Origin of the sequence: Mesorhizobium sp. C277A (assembly GCF_040324395.1) — a bacterium.
Classification (GTDB): Bacteria; Pseudomonadota; Alphaproteobacteria; order Rhizobiales; family Rhizobiaceae; genus Mesorhizobium.
Genome location: NZ_JAMYVW010000002.1, coordinates 1,600,997 through 1,617,678, shown reverse-complemented (window position 1 = coordinate 1,617,678; position 16,682 = coordinate 1,600,997). Strand labels below are relative to the sequence as shown.

Annotated in this window: 12 protein-coding genes and 2 pseudogenes; 12 read left to right on the top strand and 2 right to left on the bottom strand. The window is 58.5% G+C overall.

Features of this window, described 5'->3' with window-relative positions:
- Positions 1-89: 89 nt before the first annotated feature.
- Positions 90-1,055 (top strand): annotated as a pseudogene (locus tag NKK52_RS08085) (IS630 family transposase).
- Positions 1,056-1,061: 6 nt separating this feature from the next.
- Here the strand turns inward: NKK52_RS08085 and NKK52_RS08080 are convergent.
- On the bottom strand, positions 1,062-2,054 hold the full coding sequence (locus tag NKK52_RS08080) for an IS481 family transposase (protein ID WP_352628651.1): 993 nt from the start codon (positions 2,052-2,054) through the stop codon (positions 1,062-1,064).
- Between the two features lie 227 nt (positions 2,055-2,281).
- On the opposite strand from NKK52_RS08080, the gene NKK52_RS08075 reads away from it, so the two are divergent.
- From NKK52_RS08075 to NKK52_RS08025, 11 genes are read left to right on the top strand one after another with little or no spacing between them, the layout of a single operon-like run.
- Positions 2,282-4,510 carry a methyl-accepting chemotaxis protein gene (locus tag NKK52_RS08075; RefSeq protein WP_352628648.1) on the top strand — a complete coding sequence of 743 codons (2,229 nt, stop codon included), beginning with the start codon at positions 2,282-2,284 and terminating at the stop codon, positions 4,508-4,510.
- On the top strand, positions 4,503-5,999 hold the full coding sequence (locus NKK52_RS08070; RefSeq protein WP_084634091.1) for a chemotaxis protein CheW: 1,497 nt from the start codon (positions 4,503-4,505) through the stop codon (positions 5,997-5,999). Before NKK52_RS08075 ends, NKK52_RS08070 begins: the two co-directional genes overlap by 8 nt.
- A complete protein-coding gene (cheB, locus tag NKK52_RS08065; RefSeq protein WP_023673733.1) occupies positions 5,996-7,081 on the top strand; it encodes a chemotaxis-specific protein-glutamate methyltransferase CheB in 1,086 nt (361 codons plus the stop codon). Before NKK52_RS08070 ends, cheB begins: the two co-directional genes overlap by 4 nt.
- Positions 7,072-7,695: a HEAT repeat domain-containing protein gene (locus NKK52_RS08060; RefSeq protein ID WP_023673732.1), complete on the top strand. Its 624-nt coding sequence runs from the start codon at positions 7,072-7,074 to the stop codon at positions 7,693-7,695. Before cheB ends, NKK52_RS08060 begins: the two co-directional genes overlap by 10 nt.
- The gene (locus NKK52_RS08055; protein ID WP_023673731.1) at positions 7,692-8,528 is read left to right on the top strand and encodes a CheR family methyltransferase; all 837 of its coding nucleotides are present in this window, start codon (positions 7,692-7,694) and stop codon (positions 8,526-8,528) included. The genes NKK52_RS08060 and NKK52_RS08055 overlap by 4 nt, the downstream gene beginning before the upstream one ends.
- Positions 8,525-8,920, top strand: a complete 396-nt coding sequence (locus NKK52_RS08050) for a response regulator (RefSeq protein ID WP_023673730.1) — start codon at positions 8,525-8,527, stop codon at positions 8,918-8,920. Before NKK52_RS08055 ends, NKK52_RS08050 begins: the two co-directional genes overlap by 4 nt.
- Complete coding sequence (locus NKK52_RS08045) at positions 8,913-11,138, top strand: chemotaxis protein CheA (protein WP_023673729.1); 2,226 nt, start codon at positions 8,913-8,915, stop codon at positions 11,136-11,138. Before NKK52_RS08050 ends, NKK52_RS08045 begins: the two co-directional genes overlap by 8 nt.
- Positions 11,135-11,389 carry a hypothetical protein gene (locus NKK52_RS08040; protein WP_023673728.1) on the top strand — a complete coding sequence of 85 codons (255 nt, stop codon included), beginning with the start codon at positions 11,135-11,137 and terminating at the stop codon, positions 11,387-11,389. The genes NKK52_RS08045 and NKK52_RS08040 overlap by 4 nt, the downstream gene beginning before the upstream one ends.
- A 57-nt stretch (positions 11,390-11,446) precedes the next feature.
- On the top strand, positions 11,447-11,824 hold the full coding sequence (locus NKK52_RS08035) for a response regulator transcription factor (protein WP_023707350.1): 378 nt from the start codon (positions 11,447-11,449) through the stop codon (positions 11,822-11,824).
- Entirely contained in the window at positions 11,821-12,462 is a 642-nt protein-coding gene (locus tag NKK52_RS08030) for a chemotaxis protein CheX (RefSeq protein ID WP_023673726.1), read from the top strand. Before NKK52_RS08035 ends, NKK52_RS08030 begins: the two co-directional genes overlap by 4 nt.
- Positions 12,446-14,758 carry a PAS domain-containing hybrid sensor histidine kinase/response regulator gene (locus NKK52_RS08025; protein ID WP_156939326.1) on the top strand — a complete coding sequence of 771 codons (2,313 nt, stop codon included), beginning with the start codon at positions 12,446-12,448 and terminating at the stop codon, positions 14,756-14,758. The genes NKK52_RS08030 and NKK52_RS08025 overlap by 17 nt, the downstream gene beginning before the upstream one ends.
- A 705-nt stretch (positions 14,759-15,463) precedes the next feature.
- On the opposite strand, the pseudogene NKK52_RS08020 reads toward NKK52_RS08025, so the two are convergent.
- A pseudogene (locus NKK52_RS08020) lies at positions 15,464-16,659 on the bottom strand (IS256 family transposase).
- Positions 16,660-16,682 lie beyond the last annotated feature (23 nt).

Sequence of the window (16,682 nt, the reverse complement as noted above, 5' to 3'; positions counted from 1 at the left end):
GCTTGAATGGACGCTTAGAGCAGTTCAGATTTTGACTGAATCTGCGGGATTCCCGTGAGAGTGGTTTTGTGATTCAAGATGCTGGCTGGATCGGAGGCCAGCATCAGATGACGGCTCCCCTTTCGAACGATCTACGTGAGCGTGTTGTTGGCGCGATCGAGGCTGGCGAGAGCTGCCGCTCGGTGGCGGCTCGTTTTGGCGTGGCGGTTTCGTCGGCGGTGAAGTGGTCGCAGCGCTATCGGGCGAATGGGTCTGTGGCACCGGGTAAGATGGGCGGCCACCGCAAGCGTGTTCTGGAGCCGCACCGGGCGTTCATCGTGGAACGGATCAACCAGACGTCGCATCTGTCGCTGCATGGCTGAAGGACGAACTTGCGGCGCGCGGTGTGAAGGTCTCGCACGACACGGTATGGCATTTCCTGCGGCGCGAAGGATTGCGGTTCAAAAAAAACGCTATTCGCCCTTGAGCAAGCTCGCGCCGATGTTGCCCGCCGACGACAACGCTGGCGTTCCTGGCAGGCGGGTCTCGATGCGGAACGGCTGGTGTTCATCGACGAAACCTGGATCAAGACCAACATGGCACCGCTGCGCGGCTGGGGACCATGCGGCAAACGCCTGCGCGGCTTTGCTCCGCACGGCCACTGGCGCACGCTGACCTTCCTCGGCGCCCTGCGGCTCGACCGTCTTGCTGCCCCTTGCGTCTTCGATGGACCGATCAACGGCGAGAGCTTCCGGGCCTATGTCGAGCAGCAGCTCGTGCCAGTGCTCCAGCCCGGCGACATCGTCGTCATGGATAATCTTGGCTCCCACAAGTCGGCCGCCATCCGGCAGATGATCCGCGCCGCAGGCGCCAGGCTTTGGTATCTGCCGCCATACTCGCCCGACCTCAACCCAATCGAGCAAGCCTTCGCCAAGATCAAACACTGGATGCGAGCCGCCCAGAAGCGAACCATCGACGACACCTGGCGACACATCGGCCACCTCGTATCAACCATCCAACCCAATGAATGCAGAAACTACTTCGCAAACGCTGGATACGCTTCTGTCAAAATCTGAAACGCTCTAGGTGTTTAGTCCCAAGGTTTGATGGGTTGGATCGAGCCTGAATCGTTCGGGCTCTTTTGTCCAGATTTTGCAGATGTATTCAAAGGGCGTGAGGCCCTTGAGGGTCTTCAGTCGACGGCCGAAATTATAGGCTAAGACGAAATCGGCGAGATGCTGGCGCAGTTGGTCATGGCTCTCGTAGTAGAAGCGTTTGACGGTCGCATCCTTGATCGTGCGGTTCATGCGTTCGACCTGGCCGTTGGCCCATGGGTGCCTTGGCTTTGTCGTTCGGTGGTCGATATCGGCCTTGGCGCAAGTATGTTCGAAGGCGTGCGCCCATATGATTTCTCCCGCCGCCATGGCTTCCTTGATCAGCGGAACGGCCGAGCCGCCGGCACCTGGGGTCGTGAACTGAATGCCGTTGTCGGTAAGCACTGTGTGGATCTTGTAAGGGACAGCATCAAGAAGATGGCGCAGGAAATCGGCGGAGACCGCTGTCGTTGCCTTCTCGTGCAGCTCGACGAAAGCGAACTTCGAGGTCCGATCTATGGCCACGAACATATGCAGCTTGCCCTGCTCGGTTCGGACCTCGGCGACGTCGATATGGAAGTAGCCGATTGGATAGGCCTTGAACTTCTTCCTTGCCGGCTTGTCGCCCTCGACATCCGGCAACCTGCCTATCCCGTGACGCTGCAGGCAGCGATGCAAGGATGACCGCGACAGATGCGGGATCGTCGGTTGGAGAGCATAGAGGCAATCGTCCAGTGGCAGCAGCGTATAACGCCGAAAGGCGACGATGACCGCCTCTTCCTCAGTCGATAGCACTGTCGACTTCGGATCTCTGGGGCCAGTCGGAAGATCGGCGGCCGACGTCCGGTTCCTCCACTTCCTAACCGTCTTCTGATTGATGCCGTAGCGCTTCGCCAGCGCCCTCAGGCTCTCTTGACTATGCTGTATCGCTCGACGGATCGCCTCTGTCGTCGTGGCGCTCCCATGAAGAACCTGGCCCATAGCGCATCCTTTGATTCGGACGAAAAGTATGCGCCATCAAAGCCTGGGATCAAACATCTAGGAGCGCGCGAAATGCCCCATGTCGAGGAAATGGCCGGCGAGACCGTGACGGCCACCCACCCACATTTCGCCTAGAAGCGGCGCCCTTGAACCTCATATTCAGCGGCTTCCAGGGTTGCAAGGCCGGGCGCCTTCGGTTCCAAAATGGGTGGCGTCCGGGTATGGGTATGGGTTCCGTTTCGATTAAATTCCCGAGTTGCCGCATCTGCGGCCAAAACAAACTGGTCGCGGTTTTTATCTCAGTTGCGCGGTGGGCCCTCGATGATCTCTCATTTTGGAAGAAAGCGAACCTACCGCAATGGCATCGTTCATCGAACAGCGGACCGCTTATATGCGGCCAGTGGCACCTGCCTTGCGATAGTGGCCGACCGCAATCCAGCAGGATTGCACGTGGCCAGGCTATCTGCGGTGGCGCGCTTACCGGCGATAAGATAGAAATCAGGCAAACGCCGCTACCGCGAAATAGGATTTCATCCAATATGTCGCTCGTTAAGACGTCAAGGATCGCGAAACGCACTGGACCAGACAAGGGTTTGCATCCCGAAAAAGCAGATTTGCCGGCCAGATCACGCCAAAGCATCAAATCAGACCTACCTCACGGACAAATAGCCGAACGGTTTGCCGCCGCCACTGAGGAGCTGGCCAGCGGCATCACCGAGGCATCGGCCGCCGGTGAAGAATTACGGCGATCGATGGAACAGATCGCCGCGGGTGCGGAGGAAGCATCAGGCGCGGCTGAAGAACAACTGCGCACAATCAGCGACTCCACGCAAACGCTGGCCGTGGGACGACGCTTAGCCGAGGATTCGCAAAGGCGATCGGAATCGGTGCAGGGCTTGCTTGCCGATGTGACGAATCAGGTGATGAATGCGGTCAGTGCGATTGAACGAAATGCCGCTCGCCAGGAAAGCTCGGCACAATTGATTGCCGTTATCGAAGAACGCGCTGAAGAAGTCGGAGCTATAGGCCGCACGGTCAGCCGCATCTCGGACCAGACGAATCTGTTTGCCCTAAACGCCGCCATCGAAGCCGCTCGCGCCGGCGATCATGGCCGCGGATTTGCCGTAGTCGCTGAAGAAGTAAGGTCGCTGGCGCAGATATCCGACACCAGCGCACGTGAAGTTCAGGCGCTATCCACCAGCATCCAAAAAGATGTCAGCGCGGTTGCAGCCGGAGTCGCTGCTGCCGCTCACGCTGCGGCATCCGAAGCAAAGGCCTCAAACGTCGTGCTGCGAAACCTTCGCGCCATGCGGGAAACCGCGGGCGAGATCGCGCTCGGCAGCCGCGCCATCTCGCTGGCTTCGGTTGAAGCCGAAAAAGCCGCCACCGAGGCGCAAAAAGGTGCCGAGCAAGTTGCCAGTGCCGCGGAGCAGCAGTCGGCTGCAGCTGCGGAATCGCAGGCAGCGATCCAACAGCAGACGCAGGCGCTTGTTGAAGGCCAAACGGCAGCGCACGCGCTGGCACGCTTGGCTAATCTATTGCGCGGCGGAGACGCAGGAAAAGCCGCCGAGCAGGCGTCCTCGGCAGCCGAACAGCTGTCGGCGAATATTCAGGAGCTCTCGGGGGCCGCCGGTCAGATTCTGGCTGCGGTCGAGCAGATCAACCGTGGCGCCCAGCAGCAGGCGGCGGCCACCCACGAAAGTTCGGCCTCACTGAGCCAGATCGAGCAAAGTGCTGCCCTTGCAAAAGAAAATGCAGTTGCAGCCGAGGAGCGTGTTGCAGCGATGGAACAGTCGCTGAGGGAAACTTACGCGGCGGTCGAAAGCCTTATTAACGGATTGACGGGTTCCCTCCAGGACACGACAGCGAGCGTATCTGCGTTGCTTAGTTTGGAGGTAACTGGCCGCAAGATCGAGAAGATCGTCGATGCGATCACATTAGTCGCGGTTCAGACCAGCATGCTTGCCGTCAGTGGAGCGGTCGAAGCAGCCAGGGCGGGCGACTATGGCAGCGGCTTCTCCTTGGTGTCCAAAGACATTCGCGGGCTGGCGCGCGAAGCATCGCAATCCTTGGATAAAGTGAAGGATACGGTTCGCGGAATGATCGAGCAGATATCTTCGCTGCGTGGCGATCTCGAGCGGATCTGCGGCCTGTCGGAAGTCGAGATTCAGAATAGTCGCGCCACTTTAGCGGTATTTGAGAAGACCAAAGAAGAGCTGGCGCAGCTCGTCGAGGCGAGCAAAGCGATCAATTCTGGCGCTACCGACATACTCGTTGCGGCGAGCCAGGCTTCAGCTGGCGCGAAGCAGATTGCAACAGCCGCAGAGGAAGCCGGTGCAGCGTCTAGAGAGGCATCGACCGCTTCCCAAGAGCAAGCGCGAGGAGCTGAGGACCTGGCTGCGGCGATTGAGGAGATTGCCTCCCTCGCTGAAGAGCTCAAGTCACAAAATGTCTGAGCAAGGCGCGCCAGCGGCGCTATCCAAACGGTTCTTGGCGGTTCGCTGCTCCGAGCATACTTACGCGGTTCCGGTCGATCGGGTGGCCGAGATCGTCAGGGTACCCGTAATGGCAAAGGTGCCGCAAGCCCCAGCGGCTTTGTGCGGATTAGCGAACTTGCGTGGGTCAATTGTGCCAATTGCGGACTTGAGCCGCTTGCTGCGACTTGCTTCTGAAGCTCTGTCGGATTCGGCGCGAGCCGTGGTCATCGACGCACCCGCGCCGTATGCGCTGCTTGTCAACACTGTCGAAGGGATCGTCAACGTACAGGCAAGCAGCATCGAGCAGCGTCATTCACTCAAGGGCGCCGCGGTGAGCAGCGGCGATGACAGTGTCTTCTCAAATGATGGCGAGGCGGTGAGGATTCTCAACGTTGATACCCTGCTCGAAGGGGCGTTTACCCCCCAAGCCCGGGATCGTGTGACCGGCCGCAGCCGCACGTTGGTTCCTGATATGAGCGCGATAGGCGCTGTAGGTCGAGAAATGCTCGCAACGTTCGTAGTCGATGGGCAGGATTACGCATTTCCATTTGCCGAGGTGCAGGAGGTCTTCAATATCCCCCGAGGCCTGACTTCTCTGCCGGGCGCGGATGCGCAGGTCCCTGGTTTGATATCGTTCCGCGACGGACTGCTGCCAATTTTGTCCCTAAGAGCACTGTTTGGCCTCGCTAACGAGCTTCAGGGAAATGAGAAGGTCATCGTCGCGTATGTCCGCGGCACCGCGGTCGGCGTCGTTGTCGACGCTGTCAAGCAGAGCATCGCCATCGATCCTCTGAGGCTGGAACCCGTGCCGCCAATTATGGCCGCCAGAATTGGCGGCGAGGCTAAGGTCAAGGCAATCTATCGGAGCGAGGCGGATAGCCGGCTGCTGTCGGTCTTGCACCCGGATTTGTTGCTCAGCGAGGAAACCATGCATGGTCTGGGTCATGTGCAAGCTCCGGCCCGAGACGGCTCCGCACCGACAGAAGGTTCAAAGCGCGACGAGATCAAGCTGCTCGCCTTCCAACTTGGCGCCGGCGAATTCGCCTTGCCCATTGAGGTCGTCGAGGAAGTTGCACTGGTGCCGGAGCGTGTGACGCGGGTTCCAAAGACGCCCAAATTTCTTGAAGGGGTCATCAATCTGCGCGGCGAGGTGCTGCCTGTCATCGATCAGCGGAAGCGCTTCGACATGCCGCCGTTTGAGAATCGTGGCCGGACGCGTCTGATTGTGGTCAAATCCGGTTCCCACCGCGCCGGGATCATCGTCGACAGCGTCTCGGAAGTCCTGGGCGTCGATGCATCAGCGCTCGCTCGGGCGCCGGATCTGGCGGGAGAAACTACGCGCCTGATCCAGTCGATCGTCAGCCTGGATGAAGGCGTTCGCATCCTCATGCTGCTTGATCCAACCGAACTGCTCACGCGTGCCGAGCGCACCTTTCTGGACTCTTTTCAAACCAAGCTGCAGACTTGATCAAGGTTCTGATCATCGACGACTCTGCCCTCGTTCGAAAGCTGCTTGCCGGAATGCTGTCGGACGCATCCGAATTCCAAGTTGAAACCGCTCGAAATGGCGCCGAAGGACTGGAGCGCCTGCACGCCTTCCGCCCCAATGTGGTCACGCTCGATGTCCACATGCCGCAGATGAACGGCTTTATGTGCCTTGATCGTATCATGCTGGAAAGGCCGACCCCGGTCGTCATGGTATCGTCAGTGACATCACAGAGCGCCGATGAGACCCTGCAAGCGCTTCGCCTCGGCGCATTCGATTTCGTTGCGAAGCCTTCGGGAACATTGTCCTTACGCGTTGATCAGATGAAAGACGATCTGCTCGACAAGATTCGAACCGCCGCCGTCACCGGCATCAAACCCACGCTGCGATTGCAGGAACGTATACGCCACCGTATAGGGCAGACGCTGCCGACAAGTCCTTATCCCGCCCCAATAGCGTCAAAAAAACCCATCGTAAAAACTGGGGTAAATGGGCTGGTGCTCATCGGCGTTTCGACAGGAGGGCCGCCAGCACTGGAGGCTGTTGTCGGAGCGCTGCCAGCATCGTTCTCCTGGCCAATTTTGATTGCTCAGCACATGCCAGAATCCTTCACGGGCGCACTGGCCAAACGTTTGAACAGCCTGAGCGCCATCGAGATCGTGGAGGTTACCCGCCCTACGGAAGTCGTGCCTGGTGTCGCTTACATTGCGCGGGGTGGGGCGGACATGATTTTATCGCGCCGAGGAGGCGTCGTATTTGCCATGAATGTCCCGTCCCAGGTCGACTATCCCTGGCATCCAAGCGCCGACCGGCTTGTTCGAAGTGCCATGGAACAAATACCTCCCAGCGACCTTATCGGTATTCTCATGACCGGAATGGGCAATGACGGCGCCAGTGCTATGAAACTCCTGCACGAGCGAGGCGGAACGACGATCGCTGAAGCGGAAGAAACCGCAGTGGTTTGGGGGATGCCCGGGGAATTGGTCAAGGGCGGTGGTGCAGATTGGATTCTGCCGCTACCCGAGATAGCCCGGCAATTGATGAAGGTTGTGCCTTGCCTCTGATCCGCAAAGAGCTTCCCAACCAAGCCGGGATCCGCGACGCATCGCCCACGGATGCATTTTCTTCGTTGACGAGTCGGAACAGTGAGGAAAGGCGAGCGGCGGCTCGCGAGTTTATTGTCACCTCTGACAACGCCGGTGTGATCTCCAGCGCAATTCAGAGTGAAGCGGTTGATGGCGTGCTGCAGGCTTTGTTTACAGCCCTTATGCGATCAGCCAATGCGGCAAGCGTCGACGTTGCTCTGCAATACCTACGATCCGACGATGCCCGCTTGCGCACCGGGGCACTAGACGCCTTGCGCGCATTGCAAGATCAGCTCCTGCCGCGGTTGACTGGACTGCTCAGTGACCCGGAGCCCGACGTTCGCATCCTCGCCTGCGAACTCGTTCGCGCGCAGCAGCCTTCAACGGTGATTGATTTGCTGGTTCCCCTCCTGGCTAATGATTGCAATGGCAACGTTTGCGGTGCCGCGATCGACGTCATGGCGGAGGTGGCGGCGCCTGACCACGTTGCCTTGTTACTCCAGTGCGCCGCGCGTTTTCCCTCGGATCCCTTTTTGGATTTCGCCGCCAAAACCGCGGCCCTCCGGATCGGGGCGCGGAACGCCCCTCAGTGATCGAGATCACGGACGAAGAGATCCGTCGACTGGGAGACTTCCTCTATCGACGCACCGGCATGGTCTATTCGGTATCCAAGCGCTATTACATAGAGCGCCGGATCGCTGATCGTGCAAACGCAACCGCCTCTCCTTCTTTCGAAAGGTATTTCGCAAAACTTCGTATTGATGCCGAGGGTGAGATCGAGAAGTTCATCAACGCCTTTACCGTCAATGAGACTTATTTCAACCGGGAAGATCATCAATTTCGGTGTCTCACGAAGGATTTGCTGCGTGAAAGAATCGCAGCCGGCTATGGGAAAGACCAGTTGCGTTTGTGGTCGGTACCTTGCGCGACTGGGGAAGAACCCTATTCGATTGCGATGTGGCTCTTGGACAAGTGGCCGCTGGTCGACGCCTACAGCATCGAGATTTGCGGCTCAGATATCGATACCGAAGCGCTTGCCGCGGCCAAGCGCGGCTTTTATGACAAGCGCGCACTGATGCGCTTGCCGGGCCAGGTCATCGACCGCTACTTTCACCAAGAAGCCGACGATCGGTGGCGGCTTGTCGAAGAGTTGAGGGAGTCGGTGCAATTTTCCAGTGTCAATCTAATAGAATCTAACGAGACCAGGCACCACGGCCAATTCGATGTCATTTTTTGCCGAAACGTCCTCATCTACTTCGACGACGCTTCGCGTCGCATTGCTGCAGACAACCTCTATGAAAGCCTTTTACCCGGCGGCTACATTTGCCTTGGCCACACAGAGTCGATGAGCCGTATCTCTCCGCTGTTCGAAATCCGTCGGTTCGAAGATGGTATTGTCTATCAGAAACCAGAGGTCGGGCGGTGAGCAAACCTACGCTCCATCGCGTCCTGGTGGTCGATGACGCAGCTCTCGTGCGCCTGTACTATCGAAGCGTGCTGGAGCCAGCGGGCTATGAGGTGTTCGAGGCTTTGAACGGGGTGGAAGCCTTGGAGCAACTGCTTGGGTTCGAGATCGTCGACCTTCTGATCGTGGACATCAACATGCCGGTCATGGATGGCCTCAGCTTCTTAAGGATGCTTCGGCAACGAGGCGAACCGTTTGCGTCCACCCCCGTGCTCATCACCAGTACGGAAGCCGGGCTCCATGACCTGCGGGCTGCCCAAATTGCCGGAGCGAACTTCTACGCCGCCAAGCCCGTCGCTGGGCAGGACCTGTTGGAGCTCGTTGCCTTGCTTGCTGGATCAACCCATGATTGAACTTCTTGAGCAGTTCCTGGTGGAGTGCCGCGAGTCTGTGCAGCAGGCAACACTGGATCTTCTGGCGCTCGAAGGTGATTCAGGCGATCACACTAGGCTGGACAGTGCTTTTCGGTCGTTTCACACCCTCAAGGGCGGGGCCGGTATCGTCGATTTTCCAGATATGGCGAGGGGTCTGCACGCGGCTGAGGAACTGCTCGATTCCGGCCGGTCCGGTACGAGGACGTTAAGCACTGCGGATATCGGCAACTGTCTCTGGGCATTGGATCAAGTCACCGGCTGGCTCGATAGCATTGAGGTAAAGGGAACTGTCCCGGAGGATGCAGGGTCGACCGCGGATGAGATGGTCCGCCGCTTGCAAGCGGCGCTATGGGAAGAACCTCCGGGAAAGAGCCCGCCCGCCTTGTTGGCGGCGGGGTGGTTGACATCTCTTTTGAAGGCCAACCATGATGTCGCAGCCCGAGCCTCAACCGGGTTGTTGTTCCAGCCCGACCCACAGTGCTTCTTTCGCGGCGAAGATCCCCTTGCGTTGGTCGCCGGCCTGCCTGGCCTGTTAGCTCTTCATGTGGAACAGGTTCATGTCTGGCCTTCGTTGAGGGAAGGTGATCCATTCGAGTGCAACCTGCTCTTCACAGCGTTGTCCTCTGCTCCGCAGGACGCTTTGTTGCGCTATACCCAAGCGATAAGCTCGGACTCTTCGAGCGTCCTCGAGATCCGCGAGCTTTCTTCTGCCGTCCCCGATCAGCGCGCAGGACTTAGCCGGATGGCGCGGCTGGTGCTCGAAGCGCAGTCCCAACTCCTTTCCCAGGTCGCGACCACAGGTCTGGCCGGCCGAGTAGGCGCCGCGCGGCGCGTGGTGATGAATATCCTGGCTCGGAGCGTCCGGCACAAGGATACGCTGGAACGCTACGATGGTAGTGTGCCGGACGCGGACGATCCAGAGGGACGACAAGCACTCATCCTCCTGATCGACCGGGTTTTGGGAGACGAGGCCCAAGTCCTCGAATTCTCCGTGAACCGGGATTCCCGCCTCGCCATCCCGAACTCAAATGCTGCCCGATCACTGCGGGTGAGCGTCGAACGCATTGATGCCTTAGTGAATTTGGCCGGCGAACTGTCGGTTGCCAAGAATGCCCTAACGCATGCCGCAACGCTAGCCCGGAGTGGAACTCCATCGGCGGATTTGGCGGCCGTGTTGGAGGAACAACAATCCCGACTGGAGAGGTTGGTCGATGAGTTGCAGCGTTCTGTCTTGAGCATCCGTGTCTTGCCCATGCGACAGGTGTTCCAAAGGTTTCAGCGCTTGGTGCGAGACCTTGCGACCGAAACGGGTAAGTCAGTGGTTCTCGTGACAGAAGGGGAGAACACCGAAGCAGACAAGACCATCGTCGAGGCTCTTGGAGAGCCGATTATGCATGTTCTTCGCAATGCAATCGACCATGGTGTCGAACCGGCGGACGAGCGCATCAGGACAGGGAAGCCACCGCATGCCACGATCTGCCTGCGTGCAGCGAAAGTCGGCGACAGCATTGTCGTTGAGGTGGAAGACGATGGTCGAGGTGTGGATTTCGCGAGAGTTCGACGGGTTGCGGCAGAACGCGGCCTGACGACCGGGTTCGCCTCGCTTTCCGATGACGATGCATTGGAATTGCTGTTCAATCCGGGGTTCTCGACAGCCGCAACTGTCAACACGGTCTCCGGTCGTGGGGTTGGGATGGACGCGGTGCGATCGGCGATCGAGGCGCTCGGCGGATCGGTTGGCATTGAGACGAAGCCCGGAAGCGGGACGATCGCAAAATTCACCCTGCCCTACTCCATCCTGATGACGCACCTGGTCACCGTGGAAGTAGTCAAACAAGTTTTTGGCGTTCCGCTTGAGAAAGTTATCGAAACCCGTCGACTTTCGCGCGGTGATGTCTCGATGGTTGGCGCCGCGCGCGTGTTCGGGCATCGCGGCCATACCATCCCGCTCGTTAGTCTTGCGGCGACGCTTGGCGAAACGCCGTCGGAAACGATCGCCGACGATTTCCAAGTCGTAGTCGTCCTGGTCGGGAACGACATGTGCGGGATAGAGGTCGATGATGTCGGGGAGACAATGGATATACTGATGAGACCCATCGAGGGGGTGCTCGCGGGTGTAGAAGGCGTTGCAGGCGTCACAATTTTGGGTGATGGCCGCGTCATGCTTGTTCTCGATGTGGAGGCTTTGGTGAAATGACCGTCATTTCCGACCCAAGCGGTGGACCGATCCGGCTTGAGGGCGACTGCACTTTAGAAGACAGCGAAACCCTGCTGGCAATGCTGGTTGAGTCAGGCAACATCTTAGTTGACTGGCGGAAGTGCACCAAGATCCATGCTGCCGTTCTGCAAGTCCTGATGGCGGCCCGCGTGAGGGTCATTGGGCCGTCGGGCTCGCCATTTCTCGAAAGCTATTTTCATCGCGGCTTCCGGGCAGTGCATGGCGGCTAGTTCACAATTATTGCATTTTATGCGATATCCCTAACCCCAGCTGAAATGAAGGTCGTAATGAACGTTTTGATCGTCGACGACAGCAAGCTTGCGAGAATGGCCTTGGTCAAGATTCTCGCCAAGAACTATCCGACATGGGTGCGTAAAGAGGCCGGCAACGCTGATGAGGCGCTTCAACTGGCGAGTGAGTTCGCGGCTGATATCGTGTTGATGGATTACAATATGCCCGGCCGCGATGGGCTTGCCTTGGCGGCGGACTTTCGTGCCCAGGATCCGTCAATGCGATTGGCACTGATTTCCGCTAATCAGCAGCACGAGATAGTCGAAGGTGCAAAGGCGCTGGGCGCTTCCTTCCTGACCAAGCCAGTGAATGGCCCGGACCTGGTTGCGTTTCTCGGCAAACCCGACACTCCCATTGGTCAGGACGATCAATGATGACTCCGGCCGACCTTGTCTTGGAAGAACTCGAGAAGGATGCCCTCACTGAACTGGTGAACATCGCCGTCAGCCGAGCCGCCAAGAATCTCCGCGAGATGGTTGGACGACAGGTGTTCCTGTCCGTCCCAAGAATCAACCTCGTCGGCAGGCAGCAAGCCATCGATATCTTGGACGAACGCGAGATGGACCGTCTGGTTGCCGTTCACCAGGTTTTCGAAGGTGATATCACTGGTCGCGCGTTGCTTATTTTCCCAGAGGAGCGAAGTCTCGAACTTGTGCGTGCTGTAGCCGGTCCGGACCATTCATTGGAAGACATCATCGACCTTGAACAGGAAGCACTCGCAGAGACGGGCAACATCATTCTCAATAGTTGCCTGGCCACCATCGCCAACCTGTTGCGCCGTAGTCTTCGCGTCTCCTTGCCTGAGGTCATTCGAGGCACTGGAACCGACTTCTTCAATCTGGCGCCGCCGCCCCTACCCGGCGAGGTCGTACTGTTTCTCTACATAAACTTCACCGTCAAGGACAATGACATCACGGGCTACATTGCCATGCTGATGGACATGCCTTCCCTAGCGGTTTTAAAGGGCCTCTTGTGCGAGTTTATCGAGCGGATCGGTGGGAACGATAAATAGTGCCATGTTGAACACTTCTCACGATAATTCGACGCCGATATTAGATGCACTCGATTGCGGTATAATCGTGCTCGGTTCTCAAAGGCAAGTGACCGCCTGGAATGCCTGGATCGCCGCAGCCAGCAATATACGGACGACCGAGGCGATCGGAAAATCAATGGAGGAGCTTTTTCCCGGCCGGCCGCTCGGCCCAATCCTCGTTGCGTTAAACGAGGCTTTGGAAGCCGGGGCCTCCAGCCTGCTGACCCCTACACTCCACCCAGCCCTGCTTGCGTTGCGGACGCGAGCGGGCCAGCCGCTGATCCATAGCATTTCCATCCGACCAATCGGGGCGATAGGTGCGTATGAATGCCTTATTCAGATTTCGGATGTGACGGGGGCGATGCGGCGGGAAGCCGTGCTGCGCCAACGGCAGAATGCCCGTTATGATGCGGTCATGGAAAGCGCCGCGGAAGCCATTCTTACCCTGGATGACACTGGGGCAATCCAGGGAGCCAATTCGGCGGCCGAGGTGCTCTTTGAAATCGACAAGGCATCGCTTGCCGGTCAGCCGAGCGCCGGTCTGTTTGTGGAAGGCGACCGGTGGTCGCAATTGCACGACGCCAGTCGCTCAGGGCAGCAAATAGTTCATCGAGAGGTTTCCGTGAAGCGGCGCAACGGGTCGACGCGCCATCTCGAAGCTTCGATTAGCCGTTGGTCAGGTGGCGCCAAGCAATTCACCACCGCCTTTTTGCGCGATGTAACAGATCGCCTGTCCTCACAACTGAAGCTGAAGACCCTGAATGAGACGTTGGAGCAACGGGTAGCTGACGCAACCGGTGAGCGCGATATGATCTGGCGCGTCAGCCAGGATCTTTTCGTCGTAACGGATTTCGGCCTCAAGTGCCAAAGTGTGAATCCGGCCTGGACCGAGCATCTCGGCTTGGACGAAAGCGAGGTCGAGGGTAAGACTTTCGAGGATTTCGTTCATCCTGAAGATGTTGCGGCTGTGACACGGCTCTCACTATCGGATAGCCGGGTTGCGGTTCGCGACCTCGACTTACGCATGCGTGCCAATGATGGCAGGTTCATCTGGTACAGTTGGCAATTTATGCCGCGAAACAACCAATATTACGCCGCCGGGCGCGACATCAACGTCCGCAGGAATTTGGAGGATCAGCTGCGCCAAAGCCAGAAAATGGAGGCGGTGGGGCAACTCACGGGCGGTATCGCGCACGACTTCAACAACATGCTGGGAGTTGTCATCTCAGGACTCAACTTGATCCAGCGGCGCGTCGACCGCGGCGAGCCCGGCGTGCACCAACTGATCGCAGCCGCGACCGAGGGTGCCCACAAAGCTGCCATGCTGACGCAAAGGCTACTGGCTTTTTCCCGGCAGCAGCCGCTTTCCCCTGAATCCCTCGACGTCGGCCGGATGGTGCAGGATATGTCGGAGCTTTTGCGCCGGACGCTGGGCGAGCACGTAACACTCAATACGGTCGTGCAATCCGATGACGGTGCAGTGCTCGCTGATCCCAGCCAACTCGAAAATGTCCTCGTAAATCTGGCGGTCAACGCTCGCGATGCCATGCCGGAGGGCGGAACCCTGACAATCGAAACCTCTGCACTCCTGGTCGACCAGTCGGTTGCTGCAGATCATGGCATTTCCCCCGGCCCCTACGTCCTTATTGCGGTGAGGGACACGGGCTCGGGTATGAGCGCGGAGGTTCTGGAAAGAGCCTTCGAGCCGTTTTTTACCACCAAAGGTGTCGGCAAGGGAACCGGCCTTGGGCTGAGTCAGGTGTTTGGCTTCGTCAAGCAGTCCGGTGGCTATGTCAAAATCGATTCAAAACTGGGGGTGGGGACTACCATCAGCATCTGGTTGCCAAGGCACAATGGTCCCGCCGATGGAGCACGGCGGGCGAACAGCCAAGACGTTGCCAATGGCAAGCCAGAGGAATTGATCCTCGTCGTCGAGGACGAGGCGAGTGTAAGACAACTGACAATGCAAATGCTCGAGGATCTCGACTATTCGGTGATTTCTGCTGAGAATGGGGTTGAAGGCCTGCGCATTCTTGAGGATCGAGGAGACGTTTCCTTGCTGCTGACGGATGTTGTCATGCCCGGAATGAACGGTCGGGAATTTGCGGATGCTGCCGTTGAATTGCGGCCTGACTTGAGGGTGCTCTTTACGTCCGGTTACGCACGTGATGCCATAGTTCGCAATGGGATCATCGATCCAAACGTTCAACTCCTGCAGAAACCCGCTACCCTCCAAGCTCTCGCCCAGAAAGTCAGATTGGTTCTGGATAACTAGCCATTCGGCAACCGCCGTTCCGGTTTTCAGGCAAGAGGGTAGCGCGCTCGACCTGTCATATTAGACGCAAAGCGGTCATTGAGCTCTATTGAGAGCTTCGGGTCACCACGAGCGTCCGCGGTGATGCCGCCGACATTTCTCCTCGGGTCTCTACCGACGTGGTCGCGGGTGCAACAATCTGTTGCACAACTCTGCTATCTGTCCCGCCAATGCCTGACCCTCAACTTGCTCACCCCTGAATAAGTCATCGCTCGCTGTCACGGCCAGGTAAGCGACGGGACTCTTCGAACGGGCGCGTTGCATGCGGATCAGGCCATCGTTCCTCAAGATCAGCAAAGCAATCATCTATCCCAGCGGCGAGTGGATCGCTGGGACAAATCGATCGTGGTCGTCTGCAAACAAAGACGCGAACTGCCGCGGGAGAAGAAGACGGCACGGCCAGAGTAAGCAGAGAGGCGGTTCATTCGCCCGAGAGGCGTGGGTTAGAGAAATATGCGTGCGAATCCGTGCTCGATCGGGGCGTCACAGTTTTCATACATAACTAACCCGCTCGATACCCTTTGCGAACGCAGCGTCACGTCTAATCAGAATGGCTTTGAAGAGCGTGACTTGAGCATCTCTGTCGCGGGTGTTTTGGGGGTTAAATCCGCCCTTCCCTACGGTTGTGTGCGTCAAGTTCTGCAAAATGGGCGATCATGAAACTGGTCATGCGGCTTGGCGTAGAGCGAGCTTCTTGTGCTCGCGCAGATCATCCATGTTGATATAGCGGTTGGCCTCCATCCAGTTTTCATTGGTTTCGACGGCCAGCTGACCAGGCGCAGGCGCAGGCAGCTTTCGGCGTTCGGGAAGATGCGCACGACATAGGTGCGCCGGCGGATTTCCTCGTTGAGCCGTTCAAGCATGTTGGTGGACTTGAGGTGCTTGTGATGCTGACGCGGCAGCCGGAAGAAAGTCAGCGTCTGTTCTATGGCTTCTTCCGCCCAGGTGGTCAGCCGCGGGTAGCGGGCGGACCATTTGGACAGCCATGCGGCAAGATCAGCCCTGGCCTCTGCGAGATCGCGCCGGTCGTAGAGCCAGCGCAATTCCTGCAGGCAGTCGTCGCCGTGCTTCCTCGGCAGATGATCGAGCGCGTTCCTGAGGAAGTGCACGTAGCAGCGTTGCCAGGCGGCTTCGGGGATCACCTCGCCGATCGCTGCCACCAGGCCGGCGTGATCGTCGGACACAACCAACTCGACGCCCTTGAGGCCGCGCGCCTTGAGGCCGACGAGGAAGTCCCTCCAGGCCGAGCGGCTCTCGCGATTGGCCATCTCCACGGCCAGGATCTGGCGCCTTCCGTCCCAGTCGATACCGACCGCGATCAGCACCGCCTGGCTCATGACAACACCGGCTTCACGCACCTTCTCGTAGCGCGCATCGAGGATGAGGTAAGGAAACGGCTCCTGAGGTCGTTCGGCAAACGCCTTCAGGCTCTCGTCCAAGCGCTTGTTGATGGCCGAGATCGACGAAGCCGAGAACGCATGACCGCACAGCTCTTCCGTGATCGCCTTGACCTTGCGGGTCGACACGCCCTGGACATACATCTCCGCAAGCGTTGCAACCAAGGCCCGCTCCGAACGCTGGTAGCGCTCGAACAGCTCCGTGGAGAAGTGACCCGCCCGGTCCTGTGGAACCCGCAGCTCAAGCTTGCCCACCCGGGTGACCAGGGTGCGGCCGTAGTAACCCGAGCGATACCCAAGGCGCTCAGGCGTGCGTTCGCCCTTCGAAGCACCCAGCGCCTCCTCCATCTCGGCCTCGAGAACCTCCTGCATTACCGCACGGATCACTTCGTGCAGCCCCTCCGGGTTCGAAAGCAGAATGTCTTTGACGGCAGCGCTGGTCGATTTACCTTCTGTCTTGGTCATGGTGGCGTTCCTTCCAGGGAATC